16 protein-coding genes are annotated in these 16,483 nt (G+C 62.4%); 14 read left to right on the forward strand and 2 right to left on the reverse strand.

Annotated features, from left to right (window positions below; genetic code table 11):
• The first annotated feature begins 44 nt into the window (after positions 1-44).
• The 11 genes from NKG99_RS13935 to NKG99_RS13985 all read left to right on the forward strand — a co-directional run bounded on the left by NKG99_RS13935 (position 45) and on the right by NKG99_RS13985 (position 10,890).
• Positions 45-410 carry a PRC-barrel domain-containing protein gene (locus NKG99_RS13935; RefSeq protein ID WP_352868401.1) on the forward strand — a complete coding sequence of 122 codons (366 nt, stop codon included), beginning with the start codon at positions 45-47 and terminating at the stop codon, positions 408-410.
• A gap of 504 nt (positions 411-914) precedes the next feature.
• Positions 915-2,189, forward strand: a complete 1,275-nt coding sequence (gene eno, locus NKG99_RS13940; RefSeq protein ID WP_352657940.1) for a phosphopyruvate hydratase — start codon at positions 915-917, stop codon at positions 2,187-2,189.
• Between the two features lie 163 nt (positions 2,190-2,352).
• Positions 2,353-2,676, forward strand: a complete 324-nt coding sequence (locus NKG99_RS13945) for an FtsB family cell division protein (RefSeq protein WP_352868403.1) — start codon at positions 2,353-2,355, stop codon at positions 2,674-2,676.
• Positions 2,677-2,869: 193 nt separating this feature from the next.
• On the forward strand, positions 2,870-3,907 hold the full coding sequence (gene pdhA / locus NKG99_RS13950) for a pyruvate dehydrogenase (acetyl-transferring) E1 component subunit alpha (protein ID WP_352868406.1): 1,038 nt from the start codon (positions 2,870-2,872) through the stop codon (positions 3,905-3,907).
• Between the two features lie 15 nt (positions 3,908-3,922).
• On the forward strand, positions 3,923-5,323 hold the full coding sequence (locus NKG99_RS13955; RefSeq protein WP_352868409.1) for a pyruvate dehydrogenase complex E1 component subunit beta: 1,401 nt from the start codon (positions 3,923-3,925) through the stop codon (positions 5,321-5,323).
• Between the two features lie 18 nt (positions 5,324-5,341).
• Entirely contained in the window at positions 5,342-6,751 is a 1,410-nt protein-coding gene (locus NKG99_RS13960; RefSeq protein WP_352868412.1) for a pyruvate dehydrogenase complex dihydrolipoamide acetyltransferase, read from the forward strand.
• Positions 6,752-6,859: 108 nt separating this feature from the next.
• The gene (locus tag NKG99_RS13965) at positions 6,860-7,495 is read left to right on the forward strand and encodes an SGNH/GDSL hydrolase family protein (protein ID WP_352868415.1); all 636 of its coding nucleotides are present in this window, start codon (positions 6,860-6,862) and stop codon (positions 7,493-7,495) included.
• Between the two features lie 16 nt (positions 7,496-7,511).
• Positions 7,512-8,957 carry a dihydrolipoyl dehydrogenase gene (gene lpdA, locus NKG99_RS13970; RefSeq protein ID WP_352868418.1) on the forward strand — a complete coding sequence of 482 codons (1,446 nt, stop codon included), beginning with the start codon at positions 7,512-7,514 and terminating at the stop codon, positions 8,955-8,957.
• Between the two features lie 99 nt (positions 8,958-9,056).
• Positions 9,057-9,314: a GlsB/YeaQ/YmgE family stress response membrane protein gene (locus NKG99_RS13975; protein ID WP_352868420.1), complete on the forward strand. Its 258-nt coding sequence runs from the start codon at positions 9,057-9,059 to the stop codon at positions 9,312-9,314.
• Positions 9,315-9,452: 138 nt separating this feature from the next.
• Positions 9,453-10,418: a lipoyl synthase gene (lipA, locus tag NKG99_RS13980; protein WP_352868562.1), complete on the forward strand. Its 966-nt coding sequence runs from the start codon at positions 9,453-9,455 to the stop codon at positions 10,416-10,418.
• A gap of 10 nt (positions 10,419-10,428) precedes the next feature.
• Entirely contained in the window at positions 10,429-10,890 is a 462-nt protein-coding gene (locus NKG99_RS13985; protein ID WP_352868423.1) for a type II toxin-antitoxin system RatA family toxin, read from the forward strand.
• Here the strand turns inward: NKG99_RS13985 and NKG99_RS13990 are convergent.
• Both NKG99_RS13990 and NKG99_RS13995 read right to left on the reverse strand, forming a co-directional pair.
• Positions 10,866-11,375 carry a CinA family protein gene (locus tag NKG99_RS13990; protein WP_352868425.1) on the reverse strand — a complete coding sequence of 170 codons (510 nt, stop codon included), beginning with the start codon at positions 11,373-11,375 and terminating at the stop codon, positions 10,866-10,868. The genes NKG99_RS13985 and NKG99_RS13990 overlap by 25 nt on opposite strands.
• Positions 11,372-12,601 (reverse strand): bifunctional 2-C-methyl-D-erythritol 4-phosphate cytidylyltransferase/2-C-methyl-D-erythritol 2,4-cyclodiphosphate synthase, encoded by a 1,230-nt coding sequence (locus NKG99_RS13995; RefSeq protein ID WP_352868427.1) that lies wholly within the window; start codon positions 12,599-12,601, stop codon positions 11,372-11,374. The genes NKG99_RS13990 and NKG99_RS13995 overlap by 4 nt, the downstream gene beginning before the upstream one ends.
• A gap of 242 nt (positions 12,602-12,843) precedes the next feature.
• Here NKG99_RS13995 and dusB point away from each other — a divergent pair, with 242 nt between their 5' ends.
• The 3 genes from dusB to ntrC are packed head-to-tail and all read left to right on the forward strand — an operon-like array spanning position 12,844 to position 16,468.
• Positions 12,844-13,872, forward strand: a complete 1,029-nt coding sequence (gene dusB, locus NKG99_RS14000) for a tRNA dihydrouridine synthase DusB (protein WP_352868429.1) — start codon at positions 12,844-12,846, stop codon at positions 13,870-13,872.
• Positions 13,869-15,011 (forward strand): two-component system sensor histidine kinase NtrB, encoded by a 1,143-nt coding sequence (locus tag NKG99_RS14005; protein WP_352868432.1) that lies wholly within the window; start codon positions 13,869-13,871, stop codon positions 15,009-15,011. The genes dusB and NKG99_RS14005 overlap by 4 nt, the downstream gene beginning before the upstream one ends.
• Positions 15,008-16,468, forward strand: coding sequence for a nitrogen regulation protein NR(I) (gene ntrC / locus NKG99_RS14010; RefSeq protein WP_352634499.1), 1,461 nt, complete (start codon positions 15,008-15,010; stop codon positions 16,466-16,468). The genes NKG99_RS14005 and ntrC overlap by 4 nt, the downstream gene beginning before the upstream one ends.
• Positions 16,469-16,483 lie beyond the last annotated feature (15 nt).

Consider the following 16,483-nt stretch of genomic DNA (forward strand, 5'->3'; position numbering starts at 1 on the left):
CCCTCATTGTCCAAGCAGAGTTAACGACAATGAGGAGCAAGATCATGACAACCCAGACTGGCCACACCGAGGCCATCGCGGCTTCGCGAGTCATTGGCACGTCGGTCTACAACACCGAGGGCAAGAGCATCGGCAGCATCCAGGACGTCATGCTCGACAAGACGTCGAACGGCATCATGTTCGCAGTGATCGGTTTTGGCGGCTTCCTCGGCATCGGCGAGAAGTATCACGCGATACCGTGGGCAAGCCTGGACTACGACGAGGACAAGGGCGGCTATGTCGTGCCGTTCTCCAAGGAACAGCTGAAGGCCGCACCCGCCTATTCGATCAACGAACTGGCCGGCGCGGATGGTGAGGTGGCACGCGACGCGTCCTATGACTACTACAAGGTCACGCCTTACTGGCATTGATGCCTGCAAGCAAAAGGCCCCGTCGAGAGATCGACGGGGCCTTTTGGATTCGAGGCACACCTATCCGCTTATATGCGGCGCCGACAAGGGCGCCGCAGCCTTGGGCGGCGACTGCTGATTGTCGCACGACGTCAGAAAGGCCGCCGCGATCAGGAACAGACTCACGATACCACTCAACTGGGACATGGCGAAACTCCTCCTGTTTCGCCCCGCGCATCCGCACCATAGCCGGAAGCCGCTCTGCCGCACATGACTTATGATGACAGCGATTTGCGCTTCGTGAATCGTGATGCATGTCGCCCAAAAAGTGGCCCCGGTTTTGGGAGAACGACATGCATAAAAACAAACATCTAAAGCGCGGCGCCTGAATCCGTTTGAATCCGTTCAAACGCGACGCGCTTTAGGCTGACGCCACGGCAATAATTGCGAGCCGGCCGATTGCCTTTTACGGCACTTTGGCTAAGACGTGCGCGACGCTTCTTAAGATCAATCGAGGACATCGCAATGACCGCCATCATCGACATTGTCGGGCGTGAAATCCTGGACAGCCGTGGAAATCCGACCGTCGAGGTCGACGTCATTCTCGAAGACGGCTCGATGGGCCGCGCGGCGGTGCCGTCGGGCGCTTCGACCGGCGCCCACGAGGCCGTCGAACTGCGCGACGGCGGCGCCCGCTATCTCGGCAAGGGCGTGCTCAAGGCTGTTGAGGCGGTGAATGGCGAGCTGTTCGAGGCGATCGGCGGCATGGAAGCCGAAAATCAGATCCACATCGACCAGACCATGATCGAGCTCGACGGCACACCCAACAAGAGCCGGCTCGGCGCCAACGCCATTCTCGGCGTGTCGCTGGCGGTGGCCAAGGCCGCCGCCGAAGCAGCCGGCCTGCCGCTCTACCGTTATGTCGGCGGCACCAAGGCGCATCTCCTGCCGGTGCCGATGATGAACATCATCAATGGCGGCGCGCATGCCGACAACCCGATCGACTTCCAGGAATTCATGATCCTGCCGATCGGCGCGCCGACGCTGCGTGAAGGTGTCCGCTGGGGTTCGGAAATCTTCCACACGCTGAGGAAGAAGCTGAAGGATGCCGGCCACAACACCAATGTCGGCGACGAGGGCGGCTTTGCCCCGAATTTGAAAAGTGCGCCTGTGGCGCTCGATTTCATCATGGAATCGATCGAGCAGGCCGGCTTCAAGCCGGGCGAGGAGATTGCGCTCGGCCTCGATTGCGCCGCGACCGAGTTCTTCAAGGACGGCAACTACGTCTATGAGGGCGAGAAGAAGACGCGCGACCCCAAGGCGCAGGCCAAGTACCTGGCCAAGCTTGCCGCCGACTATCCGATCATCTCGATCGAGGACGGCCTGGCCGAGGACGATTGGGAAGGCTGGAAGTACCTGACCGATCTGATCGGCAAGAAGACCCAGCTGGTCGGCGACGATTTGTTCGTCACCAACACCGCACGGCTGCGCGACGGCATTCGCATGGGCGTTGCCAATTCGATTCTGGTCAAGGTCAACCAGATCGGCTCGCTGACGGAAACGCTCGACGCCGTCGAAACCGCGCACAAGGCCGGCTACACCGCCGTCATGTCGCACCGCTCGGGCGAAACCGAGGATTCGACCATTGCCGATCTCGCGGTCGCCACCAATTGCGGACAGATCAAGACCGGCTCGCTGTCGCGCTCCGACCGCATGGCCAAGTACAACCAGTTGATCCGCATCGAGGAAGAGCTCGGCAAGCAAGCAAGCTACGCCGGCAAGTCGGTGGTCAAGGGCTGATCCGTAAGCACGCTAACGTCGAATATCGGATGAAAGGGCGGGAGCATTCCCGCCCTTTTTCATTTCGACAGGGCCCCGCCGGTCATCCGTAACCGTCCGTTAAGCACAATCGAGCGAAAAAGATCGTGAGCCGCCTGAGTTCGCGGCCGAGAGGAATCGGGCGATGTGGACGCGTCAGCACAAGCAGAGAAACACCGGCCGGCTGATCATCCCCTCGCTCTGCGCGGCGTTTTTGGCTTATTTCGGCTTTCATGCCTATCACGGCGAATTCGGCATCTACTCGAAATACCAGCTGGAAGCCCAGACGGTAGCGCTGCAAGGCCAGCTCGATGCGATCAAGGCACGCCGCATGGAACTCGAGCGCCGCGTTCGGCTCATGCATGAAGGCACGCTTGAGAAGGACATGCTCGACGAGCAGGCGCGCAAGGCGCTCAATCTGTCCCAGGCAGACGAAATCACCATCATGTTGCCGTCCGTCGAGAAATAACTGATATCCAGTTAATCGGCAATATTTTCAATGATTTTAATCGCTTAGGTGCATGCCAGCTATGCAAATTCGGCATGGCGCAACGCTCTTACGCGTGTTAGCTTCCCATAAATCGATGGGGAGGAGCTCATCTCCCCAGAGCAGATTTCATCTGCTCTAATGTCCACAAAGAGACGCCAACAGGGAGTGATGCATGGCTACCGCCGCCAGAAAAGCGCCTGCCAAATCCAAATCCGACGGTAAATCGGGGCTTTCGGCCCCCAAGCCTGCCGAATTCACCAAGGACGAAGAGCTTGCCGCCTACCGGCACATGCTGCTCATCCGCCGTTTTGAGGAAAAGGCCGGCCAACTTTATGGCATGGGCTTCATCGGTGGCTTCTGCCACCTCTATATCGGCCAGGAAGCGGTCGTCACGGGCATGAAGATGGCGCTGATCGACGGCGATCAGATGATCACCGCCTATCGCGACCACGGCCACATGCTGGCGATGGAGCTGTCGCCGCGTGGCGTCATGGCCGAGCTGACCGGGCGTCGTGGCGGCCTGTCGCGGGGTAAGGGCGGCTCCATGCACATGTTCTCCAAGGAAAAGCATTTTTATGGCGGCCACGGCATCGTCGGCGCGCAGGTTTCGCTCGGCACCGGGCTGGCCTTCGCCAACCGCTACCGCGACAACAACAATGTCTCGCTGACCTATTTCGGCGACGGTGCGGCCAACCAAGGCCAAGTCTATGAAAGCTTCAACATGGCCTCGCTGTGGAAGCTGCCGGTGATCTACATCATCGAGAACAACCGCTATGCCATGGGCACCTCGGTTTCGCGCTCTTCGGCGGAAACCAACTTTTCGCATCGCGGCGCCTCGTTCAAGATCCCTGGCATCCAGGTCGATGGCATGGACGTGCGCGCCGTGAAGGCCGCCGGCGACCAGGCGACCGAATGGTGCCGCGCCGGCAACGGACCGATCATTCTCGAAATGCAGACCTACCGCTATCGCGGTCACTCGATGTCCGACCCGGCGAAATACCGCTCGAAGGAAGAAGTGCAGAAGATGCGCTCGGACCATGACCCGATCGAGCAGGTCAAGGCGCGGCTGACCGGGAAGAAGTGGGCGACCGAGGACGAGCTCAAGGCCATCGACAAGGAGGTTCGTGACGTCGTTGCGGACGCCGCCGAATTTGCCCAGAACGACGCGGAGCCGGATCCGTCCGAGCTCTGGACCGATATCGTATTGTAACGGGAGGGCAAGGACATGCCGATCGAAATTCTCATGCCCGCTCTCTCGCCGACCATGGAAGAGGGCAATCTTTCCAAGTGGTTGAAGAACGAGGGCGACAAGGTCGTCGCCGGCGATGTCATCGCCGAGATCGAGACCGACAAGGCGACGATGGAAGTCGAAGCCGTTGACGAAGGCACGCTGGGCAAGATCCTGATCGCCGCCGGCACCGAAGGCGTCAAGGTCAACACGCCGATCGCTGTTTTATTGCAGGACGGCGAAAGTGCCGGAGACATCGGCAAGTCCGCGGCTCCCGCCAAGGCGGAAGCGCCTGATAAGGCGGAGGCTCCAGCAGCCGAGGACAAGGCTGAGGCCGCAAAGCCCGCGGCCACGCCGGTCGCCGCCGCCCCCAAGACGGAAATCGCCGCCGATCCGGATATTCCGGCCGGCACGGAAATGGTCTCGACCACGGTGCGCGAGGCGCTGCGCGATGCCATGGCCGAGGAAATGCGCCGCGATGGCGATGTCTTCGTCATGGGCGAGGAGGTCGCCGAATACCAGGGCGCCTACAAGATCACGCAAGGCCTGCTGCAGGAATTCGGACCGCGCCGCGTCGTCGACACGCCGATCACCGAGCACGGCTTTGCCGGCGTCGGCGTGGGTGCCGCGATGGCCGGCCTGAAGCCGATCGTCGAGTTCATGACCTTCAACTTCGCCATGCAGGCGATCGACCAGATCATCAACTCGGCCGCCAAGACGCTCTATATGTCGGGCGGCCAGATGGGCGCTCCGATCGTGTTCCGCGGACCGAACGGTGCCGCCGCCCGGGTCGCCGCCCAGCACTCGCAGTGCTATGCCGCCTGGTACAGCCACATTCCGGGCCTGAAAGTGGTGATGCCTTACACCGCCGCCGACGCCAAGGGCTTGCTGAAGGCTGCGATCCGCGATCCCAATCCGATTATCTTCCTCGAGAACGAAATCCTCTACGGCCAGTCCTTCGACGTGCCGAAGCTGGATGATTTCGTGCTGCCGATCGGCAAGGCGCGCATCCACAAGACCGGCAAGGACGTCACCATCGTCTCCTTCGGCATCGGCATGACCTATGCGGTCAAGGCCGAGGCCGAACTGCGCGGCCTGGGCATCGACGTCGAGATCATCGATCTCAGGACCATCCGGCCGCTCGACCTCGACACCATCATCGCCTCGGTCAAGAAGACCAACCGGTTGGTCGTGGTGGAGGAAGGCTACCCGCAGAGTTCGGTCGGCGACCATATCGCCAACCAGGTGTCGCAGCGCGCCTTCGACTTCCTCGACGCTCCGGTGATCACCATTGCCGGCAAGGATGTGCCGATGCCCTATGCGGCCAACCTCGAAAAGCTGGCCTTGCCCAATATCGGCGAGGTCATCGAGGCGGTCAAAGCCGTCACGTATCGCTGAACCGGGCGGGAGGACAAAATGCCAATCAACATCACCATGCCGGCCCTGTCGCCCACGATGGAAGAGGGCAATCTGTCCAAGTGGCTGGTCAAGGAAGGCGACAAGGTTTCGCCGGGCGATGTCATTGCCGAGATCGAGACCGACAAGGCTACGATGGAAGTCGAGGCAGTCGATGAGGGCACGGTTGCCAAGCTTGTCGTTCCCGCCGGCACCGAGGGCGTCAAGGTCAACGCGCTGATCGCCGTGCTGGCTGCCGAGGGTGAAGATGCGGGCGCTGCCGCGAAAAGCGGTGGGGCTGCCGAACCAGCGAAAGCCGAGGCCAAGCAGGATAAAGCGCCAATCTCCCCACCCGTGGGGGAGATGTCGACCAAGTCGACAGAGGGGGGCGCTGTCCCGCAAACGTCTCATTCTGTCACGCCCGCCTCTGCCCTGCCGGGCATCTCCCCCACAAGGGGGGAGATTGGCCAATCGTCGGGCGACCGCACCTTTGCCTCACCCCTGGCGCGCCGTATCGCCAAGGAAGCCGGCGTCGACGTCTCCGCCGTGACCGGCACCGGCCCACATGGCCGCGTGGTCAAGGCCGATGTCGACGCGGCGATTGCCGGTGGCGGCGCCAAGGCGGCGCCTGCCGCCAAGGCTCCCGCCGGCGCTCCGGCGGCTGCCCCTGCCGTGAAGGCGATGTCGGACGATCAGGTGCTCAAACTATTCGAGCAAGGCTCCTACGACCTGGTCCCGCATGACAATATGCGCAAGACCATCGCGCGCCGTCTGGTCGAGGCCAAGACCACGATCCCGCATTTCTACCTGACGCTCGACTGCGAACTCGATGCGCTCTTGGCGCTGCGCACGCAGATCAATGCGGCGGCCCCGGTGAAGAAAACGGAAAAGGGCGACGCACCCACTTACAAGCTGTCGGTCAACGACATGGTGATCAAGGCGATGGCGATGGCGCTGAAGGCGGTGCCGGATGCCAATGCGTCGTGGACGGAAAGCGCCATGGTCAAGCACAAGCATGCCGATGTCGGCGTTGCGGTGTCGATCCCGGGTGGCCTGATCACGCCGATCATCCGCAAGGCGGACGAAAAGACGCTGTCCACCATCTCCAACGAGATGAAGGACCTGGCCAGCCGCGCGCGCAGCCGCAAGCTGAAGCCGGAAGAGTACCAGGGCGGCACCACGGCGGTGTCCAATCTCGGCATGTTCGGCATCAAGGATTTTGCCGCGGTCATCAACCCGCCGCATGCGACGATCCTGGCGGTCGGCGCCGGCGAAGAGCGGGCAGTGGTCAAGAACGGCGAGATCAAAATCGCCACCGTGATGTCGGTGACATTGTCGACCGACCATCGCGCCGTCGACGGTGCGCTCGGTGCCGAACTGCTGGTCGCCTTCAAGCGGCTGATTGAGAACCCGATGGGCATGCTGGTCTAGGAAGGGAGAGGGCGGTGCGGATAGTCTTCACCAGCCTTTTTGCCTTCATGATTGGCTGTTCGTGCGCTGGCGGTTGAGACGCGGTTTGATTAACGCACAGGTGGGCGCATGAAGACGGTTCTTTGCTACGGCGACTCGCTGACCTGGGGCTACAACGCCGAAGGTGGCCGCCACCCGCTTGAAGACCGCTGGCCAAGCGTGCTGCAGGCGGGGCTCGGCGGTGCCGCCGAAGTCATTGCCGAAGGCCTCAATGGCCGCACCACGGCGTTCGATGATCATCTGGCCGGCGCCGATCGTAACGGCGCCAGGCTGCTGCCGACGATCCTGACAACGCATGCGCCGATCGATCTGATCGTCTTCATGCTCGGCGCCAACGATATGAAGCCGTGGATCCACGGCAATCCAGTCGCGGCCAAGCAAGGCATCCAGCGTCTGATCGACATCGTGCGTGGTCACGACTACCCGTTCGACTGGCCGGCGCCGCAGGTCCTGATCGTGTCACCGCCCGTGGTCAGCCGCACCGACAATGCCGAATTCAAGGAAATGTTTGCCGGCGGTGACGATGCTTCGACCCGTCTGGCGCCGCTCTACGCTGCCCTTGCCGACGAGGTTGGTTGCGGTTTCTTCGATGCATGCACGGTGGCGCAAACCACCCCGCTCGACGGCGTCCACCTCGATGCCGAAAACACACGAAACATCGGCAAGGCGCTGACGCCGCTCGTGCGCGTCATGCTGGAACTGTGAATCAAGGAGAAAAATCGTGGCTGAGAACTACGACGTCATCATCATCGGCTCCGGCCCCGGCGGCTATGTCACGGCGGTGCGTTCCGCCCAGCTCGGTTTCAAGACGGCGATCATCGAGCGCGAGCATCTCGGCGGCATCTGCCTCAACTGGGGCTGCATCCCGACCAAGGCGCTGCTGCGCTCGGCCGAGATCATGCATTATTCGGATCATCTGAAGGATTACGGGCTGAAGCTCGACGGAAAGGTCAGCGTCGACACGGCTGCCGTGGTCGACCGCTCGCGAAAAGTCTCGCTGCGGCTCAATGGCGGCGTTGCCTTCCTGATGAAGAAGAACAAGGTCGACGTCATCTGGGGCGAGGCCAAGCTCTCGAAACCCGGCGAGGTTGTCGTGTCGAGGACCGCCAAGAAGCCGATGGAGCCGCAGCCGCCGGTGCCGAAAGGCGTCAAGGGCGAGGGCACCTATACCGCCAAACACATCATCCTGGCGACCGGTGCGCGGCCGCGCGCGCTGCCAGGCATCGAGCCGGACGGCAGACTGATCTGGACCTATTTCGAGGCCATGGTGCCGAAGGAGATGCCGAAGTCGCTGCTGGTCATGGGATCAGGCGCCATCGGGATCGAATTCGCCTCCTTCTACCGCACCATGGGCGCCGACGTGACGGTGGTCGAACTGCTACCGGCGGTGATGCCGGTCGAGGACGCCGAAGTCTCGAAATTCGCGCAGAAGCAGTTCGAGAAGCAAGGCATGAAGATCATCCTCGAAGCCAAGGTGAGCAAGGTCGAGAAGGGTGCCAACTCGGTCACTGCCCATGTCGAGATGAAGGATGGCAAGGTCGAGAAGATCACCGCCGACCGCATGATCTCGGCCGTCGGCGTGCAGGGAAACATCGAGAATCTCGGGCTTGAGGCACTCGGCGTGAAGACCGAGCGCGGCTGCGTCGTCGTCGACGGCTACGGCAAGACCAATGTGCCGGGCATCTACGCCATCGGCGATGTCGCCGGCCCGCCAATGCTTGCCCACAAGGCCGAGCATGAGGGTGTGGTGTGCGTCGAAAAGATCGCCAATTTCCCCGGCGTGCATGCCACCGACAAGCTCAAGATTCCAGGCTGCACCTACTGCAATCCGCAGGTCGCCTCCGTCGGCCTGACGGAAGCGAAGGCCAAGGCGGAGGGCAAGGATATCCGGGTCGGGCGCTTCCAGTTCGTCGCCAATGGCAAGGCCATCGCGCTGGGCGAAGACCAGGGCTTCATCAAGACCATCTTCGACAAGAAGACTGGTCAGCTGCTCGGCGCGCACATGGTCGGCGCCGAAGTGACCGAACTGATACAGGGGTTTGTCGTGGCGATGAACCTCGAAACGACCGAGGAAGAGCTGATGCACACCATCTTCCCGCACCCGACGCTGTCGGAAATGATGAAGGAAAGCGTGCTCGACGCCTATGGTCGCGCGCTGAACGCATGATAGATTGGCCGCACGAGACTCAATCGCGCAAACTGCGGGATCTCGGCGGCAAGGCAGTTCGCTTCCGGATGCATTTTCACTCGTGCAAGGAGAGGACATATGGACGTGAATGGCGTGGGCTGGATCGCAGCCATCATCATCGGCGGGCTGGCGGGTTGGTTTGCCGAGATGGTCATGAAGAGCAACACCGGCATCCTTATGAATATTGTTATGGGCATCGTCGGCGCGGTCGTGCTGAACGCCATTCTGCAGGCACTCAATTTCGGCCCGTTCGGCGTCGGCTGGACTGCCTATCTAATCACCGGCTTTATCGGCGCCTGCCTGCTGATCTGGGCTGGGCGTCTGGTGCGCCGTTAACACCGCTGAATATCCGCTATGCGAAAAAGGCTGTTGCGGCATGCGCCGCCGCGGCCTTTTTCTTTGCGCTGAAAAGCCTTAGATGACGTTATGACAGCGAACGCCCGACTGGCGATCGCGAACGAACCAGGTTTCCCGATGGTCACTGTCCTCGATACGATTGCCAACGCACCGCGCTTGCGGCATCCGGAAAAGGCGCACAAGCCTGACCAGGACGTGCTGCGCAAGCCCGACTGGATCCGCGTCAAGGCGCCGATGTCGAAGGGTTATGCCGAAACGCGCGAAATCGTGAAGTCGAACAGGCTGGTGACGGTCTGCGAAGAAGCCGGCTGTCCCAACATCGGCGAGTGCTGGGAGAAGAAGCACGCCACCTTCATGATCATGGGCGAGATCTGCACGCGCGCCTGCGCGTTCTGCAACGTCGCCACCGGCATTCCGACCGCACTGGACCCCGATGAACCGGCTCGCGTAGCGCACGCTGTCAAGCAGATGGGTTTGACCCATGTCGTCATTACCTCGGTCGACCGCGACGATCTCGCCGATGGCGGCGCACAGCATTTCGCCGAAGTTATCCGCGCCATCAGGGCGGCAACGCCGTTGACGACGATCGAAATCCTGACGCCCGACTTCCTGCGCAAGGAAGGCGCGCTGGAGGTCGTCGTGGCGGCCAAGCCCGACGTCTTCAACCACAATCTGGAGACCGTGCCGTCGAACTATCTGACGGTTCGTCCGGGCGCCCGCTATTTCCATTCGATCCGGCTGCTGCAGCGGGTCAAGGAACTCGACCCGTCGATCTTCACCAAGTCCGGCATCATGGTGGGTCTCGGCGAAGAGCGGAACGAAATCCTGCAGCTGATGGACGATCTGCGTTCGGCCAATGTCGACTTCATGACCATCGGTCAGTATCTGCAGCCGTCGAAGAAGCACCATCCGGTGATCCGCTTCGTCACGCCGGAGGAGTTCAAATCCTTCGAGACGATCGGCCGGACCAAGGGTTTCCTGCTGGTGGCGTCGAGCCCGCTGACGCGCTCGTCGCATCATGCCGGCGACGATTTCGCCAGGCTGCGCGCGGCACGGGAAGCGCAACTTCAGAAATCGGTCTAGCGCTGGTTGCATGCCGAAATTCGAAGCCACCCGCCGCGTATCCCACACGCCGGACCAGATGTTCGCGCTGGTCGCCGATGTAGAATCCTATCCGCAATTCCTGCCGCTTTGCGAGGCGCTGACGGTTCGCTCGCGCAAGGAGCGTGACGGACGTACCGTTCTCCTCGCCGACATGAGCATCGGCTACAAGGCGATCCGCGAAACCTTCACCACGCAGGTGCTGCTGAAACCCGACGAGAACACCATCGACGTGAAATACATCGATGGCCCGTTCAAATATCTGAGCAATGTCTGGCGTTTCGAGCCCGACGGCAACGCCGGCTGCACGGTCCGCTTCTTCATCGACTACGAGTTCAAGAGCCGCATTCTGGGCGCGGTGATGGGAACCATGTTCGATCGCGCCTTCCGCATGTTCGCCGAGGCTTTCGAGAAGCGCGCCGACGTCATTTATGGTGCAGCACCCTCGGCCTGACGTTGGCCAAGCACACGCAAACCCAGTTCCAACGCGTGCCGGACCGTTTCACGGCGGATGAAATCGCGACCTTTGTCGGCAAAGATCTTGTGTTCGGCGGTCACGGTCTGGCCGTCCAGGCCGAAGCCGAACCAGACCAGGCCGACAGGTTTTTCCGCCGAACCGCCGCCGGGCCCGGCGATGCCGGTGACCGCAAGGGCGAGCCCGGCGCGCGAACGGGCAAGCGCGCCTTTCGCCATCTCAATCGCCGTCTCGCGCGAAACCGCGCCGTATGCCTCAATCGTGGCGGCGGAAACACCGAGCATGTCCATCTTGGCTTCGTTGGAATAGGTGATGAAGCCGCGATCGACCACGGCGGAGGAGCCGGCGATGTCGGTCAACGCGGCGATGATCATGCCGCCGGTGCAGCTTTCCGCCGTCGCCAGCATGATGCCGCGCTTCTGGCAGGCTTGCAGCAAGGCATTTGCCAACTCGTTGTTGCTCATTCCGGCACCTCGCCGGGAAACACCACGCTGGCGGTTGCGATCGCCGCTATGCCTTCCTCGCGCCCGACAAAGCCGAGCTTCTCGTTGGTTGTCGCCTTGATCGAGATGCGGTCCGGTGAAATTGCCAGCATCCGCGACAGAGCCGCGGTCATCGCGTCACGATGCGGGCCGACACGCGGCGCTTCGCAGATCAGCGTGATATCGGCATTGGCGATGCGTCCGCCGCGCTCGCGCACCAGCCTTGCCGCATGCTCGACGAATATCCGGGACGCAGCGCCTTTCCACTGCGGGTCGGACGGCGGGAAATGCGTGCCGATGTCGCCGGCGCCGCAAGTCGCCAGCAGCGCATCGGTCAGGGCGTGCAGGCCGACATCGGCGTCGGAATGGCCGGACAGTTTCTTGTCATGCGCAATGGCGACGCCGCACAGGGTGACATGGTCGCCGGGCTCGAAGGCATGGACGTCGTAACCATTGCCGGTCCGGATGTCGGGAAAGCGCACGCGTTCGCCGGAAAGTCTCTGATCCGCCATCGCAATATCCCGTGCCCAGGTGAGTTTCACATTATCCGGCGAGCCCGGAACGATCCTGACCGGAATATGCGCCCATTCGGCGATCGCGGCGTCGTCGGTGAAATCCATTTTTCTCAGATGATGGGCTTTCTCGTGCGCGGCAAGAATGGGCCAGAACGGAAAGCCCTGTGGCGTTTGCGCCGCGTGAAGCCCGCTGCGGGAAACGGTTTCTCCGACCACGCCAGAGGCCGACTCACGTTTCAGCGTGTCGGCGACGGGCAGGGCAGGCAACGCCCCCTCGCGCTCGCCGATGGCAGCGATCGTGCGGTCGATAAGGTCCGCGTCGACGAACGGACGGACGGCGTCGTGGATCAGAACCCGCCCTGGCGCGTGGCTTCTCAGCGCAAGCAGTCCCAGCCGGACCGATGCCTGCCTGGTCGCCCCGCCCATGATGAGGATGACCCGTTCGGCGTTGGCGCCCACCGCCTGCAGGAACAGTTCGTGGTCGTCGGCATGGATGGCGACAACAACCTCGCCGATTCGCGAGTGGGTCAGAAAAATTTCCATTGTGTGCGCGATGACGGCATAGCCGCCAATGTGTTGATATTGCTTCGGCCCATTGGCCTGTCCGGCACGCGCGCCGCGGCCGGCCGCAACGATCACCACGGCGACCTTGCCATCCTCACTTGAAACGCGATTTTCACTTGCGTCAGTCATGTTGACTGGTCCTAACGTACGATCCCGAAAAGTGTAATCGGTTTTCGGAAAGATCATGCGCTAAGTGTGAAATTCCAAAGTGTCAAAGCCCGTCCTGAGTGACGCGCGGCGCTTTGGTCGCCGCCAATCCCGAAGGCCGGCATTTTTCCAATTGCGCCTTAATGTGGCGTCATTCCGCGTTGCACATTGCGGCGGTTCTGGCTAGAGAATGTGCAGCGAATGAACGTGCTTGGTTTTTGTGCATGGTTAACTTGACCAAATTGGCCGCGCCGCTCGATGTCGGTGGTGTGAAAATCCGCAATCGCGTGTTCCTCGCGCCGATGTCGGGGATTACAGACGAGCCGTTCCGGCAACGCGCCCACGCGCATGGCGCGGGCCTGGTCGTGTCCGAAATGGTGGCCAGCGGCGAGTTGGCCAAGGGAAGGGCCGGTTTCAACCTGCGCATACGCCACTCCGGTCTGCCGGTCCATATGGTCCAGCTTGCCGGCCGCGAGGCTGCGCACATGGCGGAAGGCGCCAGGATAGCCGCCGGCGAGGGCGCCGACATCATCGACATCAACATGGGTTGCCCGGCCAAGAAGGTTACTGGCGGCTATGCCGGCTCGGCATTGATGCTGGATCTCGACCATGCGCTGTCGCTGATCGACGCCGTTGTCGGCGCGGTCGAGGTGCCGGTGACTGTCAAGATGCGGCTCGGCTGGGACGAAGGCGCGCTCAACGCGCCTATGCTGGCGCGCCGCGCCGAGCAGGCCGGCGTCAGGATGGTGACCGTGCACGGCCGCACGCGCTGCCAATTCTATCAAGGCAAGGCCGACTGGCGCGCCATCGCCCGCGTCAAGGAAGCCGTGTCCATCCCGGTCGTCGCCAATGGCGATGTTTCTTCGCCAGCGGAAGCTGCCGACATTCTCGACCAATCCGGCGCCGATGCCGTGATGGTCGGCCGTGCGCATTATGGTGCTCCCTGGATCGCCGGCGGCATTGCGGCGGAAGCGACAGGCGAGACGACGCCAAAGCTTCCACGGGCCCCGATGGCGCTGGCTGACTACATCGTGTCCCACTATGAGGACATGCTGGCACTCTACGGCGTCGAGAGCGGCCTACGCCAGGCGCGCAAGCACCTCGGCTGGTATCTCGACCGCCATGCCGGCGGTGTCGCCGACGACAGCCGAAAGGCCATACTGACCGCATTCAAGCCCGCGCGCGTCATTGGCTTGCTGCGCGACGTGTTTTCGCGCGATCCGCAACCATTGAACCTGCGGAGCGCGGCATGAACGCCAACGTCACACAGGGCAGCGAGATGGCGGACGCCGCCCATATCGTGCTCAACACCATCCGCCGCCCGGTAATCATGGTCGATACGGACGGGTTCATCACCTACGCCAACGCCGATGCCGAGGATTTCTTTCGCTCGAGCGCGACGATGCTGGCGCGCAACACCCTGTCAAAGCTCATTCCGTTCGGCAGCCCTTTACTGACCTTGGTCGATCAGGTGCGCGAGCGCCGGGCTCCGGTCAACGAATACCGGGTCGACGTTTCGTCGCCGCGCCTCGGCATCGAGAAGGTCGTCGATCTCTATGTCGCGCCGGTGCCGGAATTTCCGGGTTGCGTGGTGGTGATGTTCCAGGAACGGTCGATGGCCGACAAGATCGACCGGCAGATGACGCATCGGGGCGCGGCGCGCTCGGTGACCGGTCTGGCGGCGATGCTTGCCCATGAGATCAAGAACCCGCTCTCCGGCATCCGGGGTGCTGCCCAGCTCCTCGAACTGTCGGCTTCCGACGAGGACCGTGCGCTGACGCGGCTGATCACCGACGAGACCGACCGCATCGTGTCGCTGGTCGACCGCATGGAGGTATTTTCCGATGAGCGGCCGATCGATCGCTACCCCGTCAACATCCATGTCGTGCTCGACCATGTGAAGGCAATTGCCAAGAACGGTTTTGCCAAGAGAATCAAGATATTGGAGGATTATGATCCTTCATTGCCTCCGGTGTTTGCCAACCGTGACCAGCTCATCCAGGTGTTCCTCAACCTCGTCAAGAACGCCGCCGAGGCGATCGGCAGCGACCCACAGGGCGAGATCGTTCTGTCGACCGCCTTCCGGCCGGGCATCCGCGTTTCCGTTCCGGGCACGCAGGACCGCGTCTCGCTGCCGCTGGAATTCTGCGTGCGCGACAACGGCTCGGGCGTCTCGGAAGATATTTTGCCGATCCTGTTCGACCCGTTCATCACCACCAAGCCAAACGGCTCGGGGCTGGGGTTGGCGCTGGTCGCCAAGATCGTCGGCGAGCATGGCGGCATCATCGAATGCGAATCGACGCCGCGCGGGACCACATTCCGCATCCTGATGCCGGCCTGGAAAGAGACGCCACACGGCGCCGATGAAGACGGTGAAGGAGACCGCAAATGACCGTTCGCGGCAATATTCTCGTCGCCGACGACGATGCGGCGATCCGCACCGTCCTAAACCAGGCCCTATCGCGCGTCGGCCACGAGGTGCGTGTCACCTCCAACGCTTCGACGCTATGGCGCTGGGTGGCGGCGGGCGAGGGCGATCTGGTCATCACCGATGTGGTGATGCCGGACGAGAATGCCTTCGACATGCTGCCGCGCATCAAGAAGGCGCGGCCGGAACTGCCGGTTATCGTCATGAGCGCCCAGAACACCTTCATGACGGCGATCCGCGCCTCCGAAACCGGTGCCTACGAATACCTGCCGAAGCCGTTCGACCTTACCGAGCTGCTTAACATCGTCAACCGGGCGCTTTCCGAACCGCGGCGGCCGAAGATCGATGCGCGGCCGGAAGAACAGCCCGACGCAATGCCCCTGGTCGGCCGCTCGGCAGCCATGCAGGACATCTACCGCATGCTGGCGCGCATGATGCAGACCGACCTGACGGTGATGATTTCGGGCGAATCCGGCACCGGCAAGGAGCTGGTGGCACGCGCGCTGCATGAATATGGCCGCCGTCGCGGCGGCCCGTTCGTTGCCATCAACATGGCGGCAATCCCGCGCGATCTGATCGAATCGGAACTGTTCGGCCACGAGAAGGGCGCCTTCACCGGCGCGCAGAACCGCTCGACCGGCCGCTTCGAGCAGGCCGAGGGCGGCACGCTGTTCCTCGACGAGATCGGCGACATGCCGATGGAGGCGCAGACGCGCCTGCTGCGCGTCCTGCAGCAGGGCGAGTACACGACCGTTGGCGGACGCACGCCGATCAAGACCGACGTGCGCATCGTCGCCGCCACCAACAAGGATCTGCGCACGCTGATCAACCAGGGGCTTTTCCGCGAGGATCTTTTCTATCGCCTCAACGTCGTGCCGCTCAGGCTGCCGGCGCTGCGCGAGCGCTCCGAGGACGTGCCGGACCTCGTCCGCCACTTCTTCAAGCTCGGCGAGATGGAAGGCCTGCAGACCAAGCGCATCTCGTCGGGCGGCATCGAACTGATGAAGCGCTATCCGTGGCCGGGCAATGTGCGCGAACTGGAAAACCTGGTTCGCAGGCTCGCCGCGCTCTATTCGCAGGACGAGATTTCCGCCGAGATCATCGAAGCCGAGCTCAAGACCGGCGAACGTCCGGTAGTGCCGGGCGGCGGCAACCTCATTCCCGACGACCTGTCGATCGGCCAGGCGGCCGAGCATTTCCTGCAGCGCTATTTCGCCTCCTTTGCCGGCGAATTGCCGCCCGCCGGCCTCTATCAGCGCATTCTGGCCGAGGTCGAATATCCGTTGGTCCTGGCCTCGATGACGGCCACCCGCGGCAACCAGATCAAGGCCGCCGAATTGCTGGGCTTGAACCGCAACACGCTGCGCAAGAAGATTCGCGAACTCGGCGTCAACGTCTACAAATCGTCGCGGCAGGGCTGAGCCCAATCCGGGCCT

This window comes from Mesorhizobium sp. M1409, assembly GCF_040317535.1.
GTDB lineage: Bacteria > Pseudomonadota > Alphaproteobacteria > Rhizobiales > Rhizobiaceae > Mesorhizobium.

What these genes read in the sequence shown, in the direction of transcription:
- NKG99_RS13935 (WP_352868401.1), top strand. Translation starts at nt 45, where the DNA reads ATGACAACCCAGACTGGCCACACCGAGGCCATCGCGGCTTCGCGAGTC.
- eno (WP_352657940.1), top strand. Translation starts at nt 915, where the DNA reads ATGACCGCCATCATCGACATTGTCGGGCGTGAAATCCTGGACAGCCGT.
- NKG99_RS13945 (WP_352868403.1), top strand. Translation starts at nt 2,353, where the DNA reads ATGTGGACGCGTCAGCACAAGCAGAGAAACACCGGCCGGCTGATCATC.
- pdhA (WP_352868406.1), top strand. Translation starts at nt 2,870, where the DNA reads ATGGCTACCGCCGCCAGAAAAGCGCCTGCCAAATCCAAATCCGACGGT.
- NKG99_RS13955 (WP_352868409.1), top strand. Translation starts at nt 3,923, where the DNA reads ATGCCGATCGAAATTCTCATGCCCGCTCTCTCGCCGACCATGGAAGAG.
- NKG99_RS13960 (WP_352868412.1), top strand. Translation starts at nt 5,342, where the DNA reads ATGCCAATCAACATCACCATGCCGGCCCTGTCGCCCACGATGGAAGAG.
- NKG99_RS13965 (WP_352868415.1), top strand. Translation starts at nt 6,860, where the DNA reads ATGAAGACGGTTCTTTGCTACGGCGACTCGCTGACCTGGGGCTACAAC.
- NKG99_RS13975 (WP_352868420.1), top strand. Translation starts at nt 9,057, where the DNA reads ATGGACGTGAATGGCGTGGGCTGGATCGCAGCCATCATCATCGGCGGG.
- lipA (WP_352868562.1), top strand. Translation starts at nt 9,453, where the DNA reads ATGGTCACTGTCCTCGATACGATTGCCAACGCACCGCGCTTGCGGCAT.
- NKG99_RS13985 (WP_352868423.1), top strand. Translation starts at nt 10,429, where the DNA reads ATGCCGAAATTCGAAGCCACCCGCCGCGTATCCCACACGCCGGACCAG.
- NKG99_RS13990 (WP_352868425.1), bottom strand. Translation starts at nt 11,375, where the DNA reads ATGAGCAACAACGAGTTGGCAAATGCCTTGCTGCAAGCCTGCCAGAAG.
- NKG99_RS13995 (WP_352868427.1), bottom strand. Translation starts at nt 12,601, where the DNA reads ATGACTGACGCAAGTGAAAATCGCGTTTCAAGTGAGGATGGCAAGGTC.
- dusB (WP_352868429.1), top strand. Translation starts at nt 12,844, where the DNA reads ATGGTTAACTTGACCAAATTGGCCGCGCCGCTCGATGTCGGTGGTGTG.
- NKG99_RS14005 (WP_352868432.1), top strand. Translation starts at nt 13,869, where the DNA reads ATGAACGCCAACGTCACACAGGGCAGCGAGATGGCGGACGCCGCCCAT.
- ntrC (WP_352634499.1), top strand. Translation starts at nt 15,008, where the DNA reads ATGACCGTTCGCGGCAATATTCTCGTCGCCGACGACGATGCGGCGATC.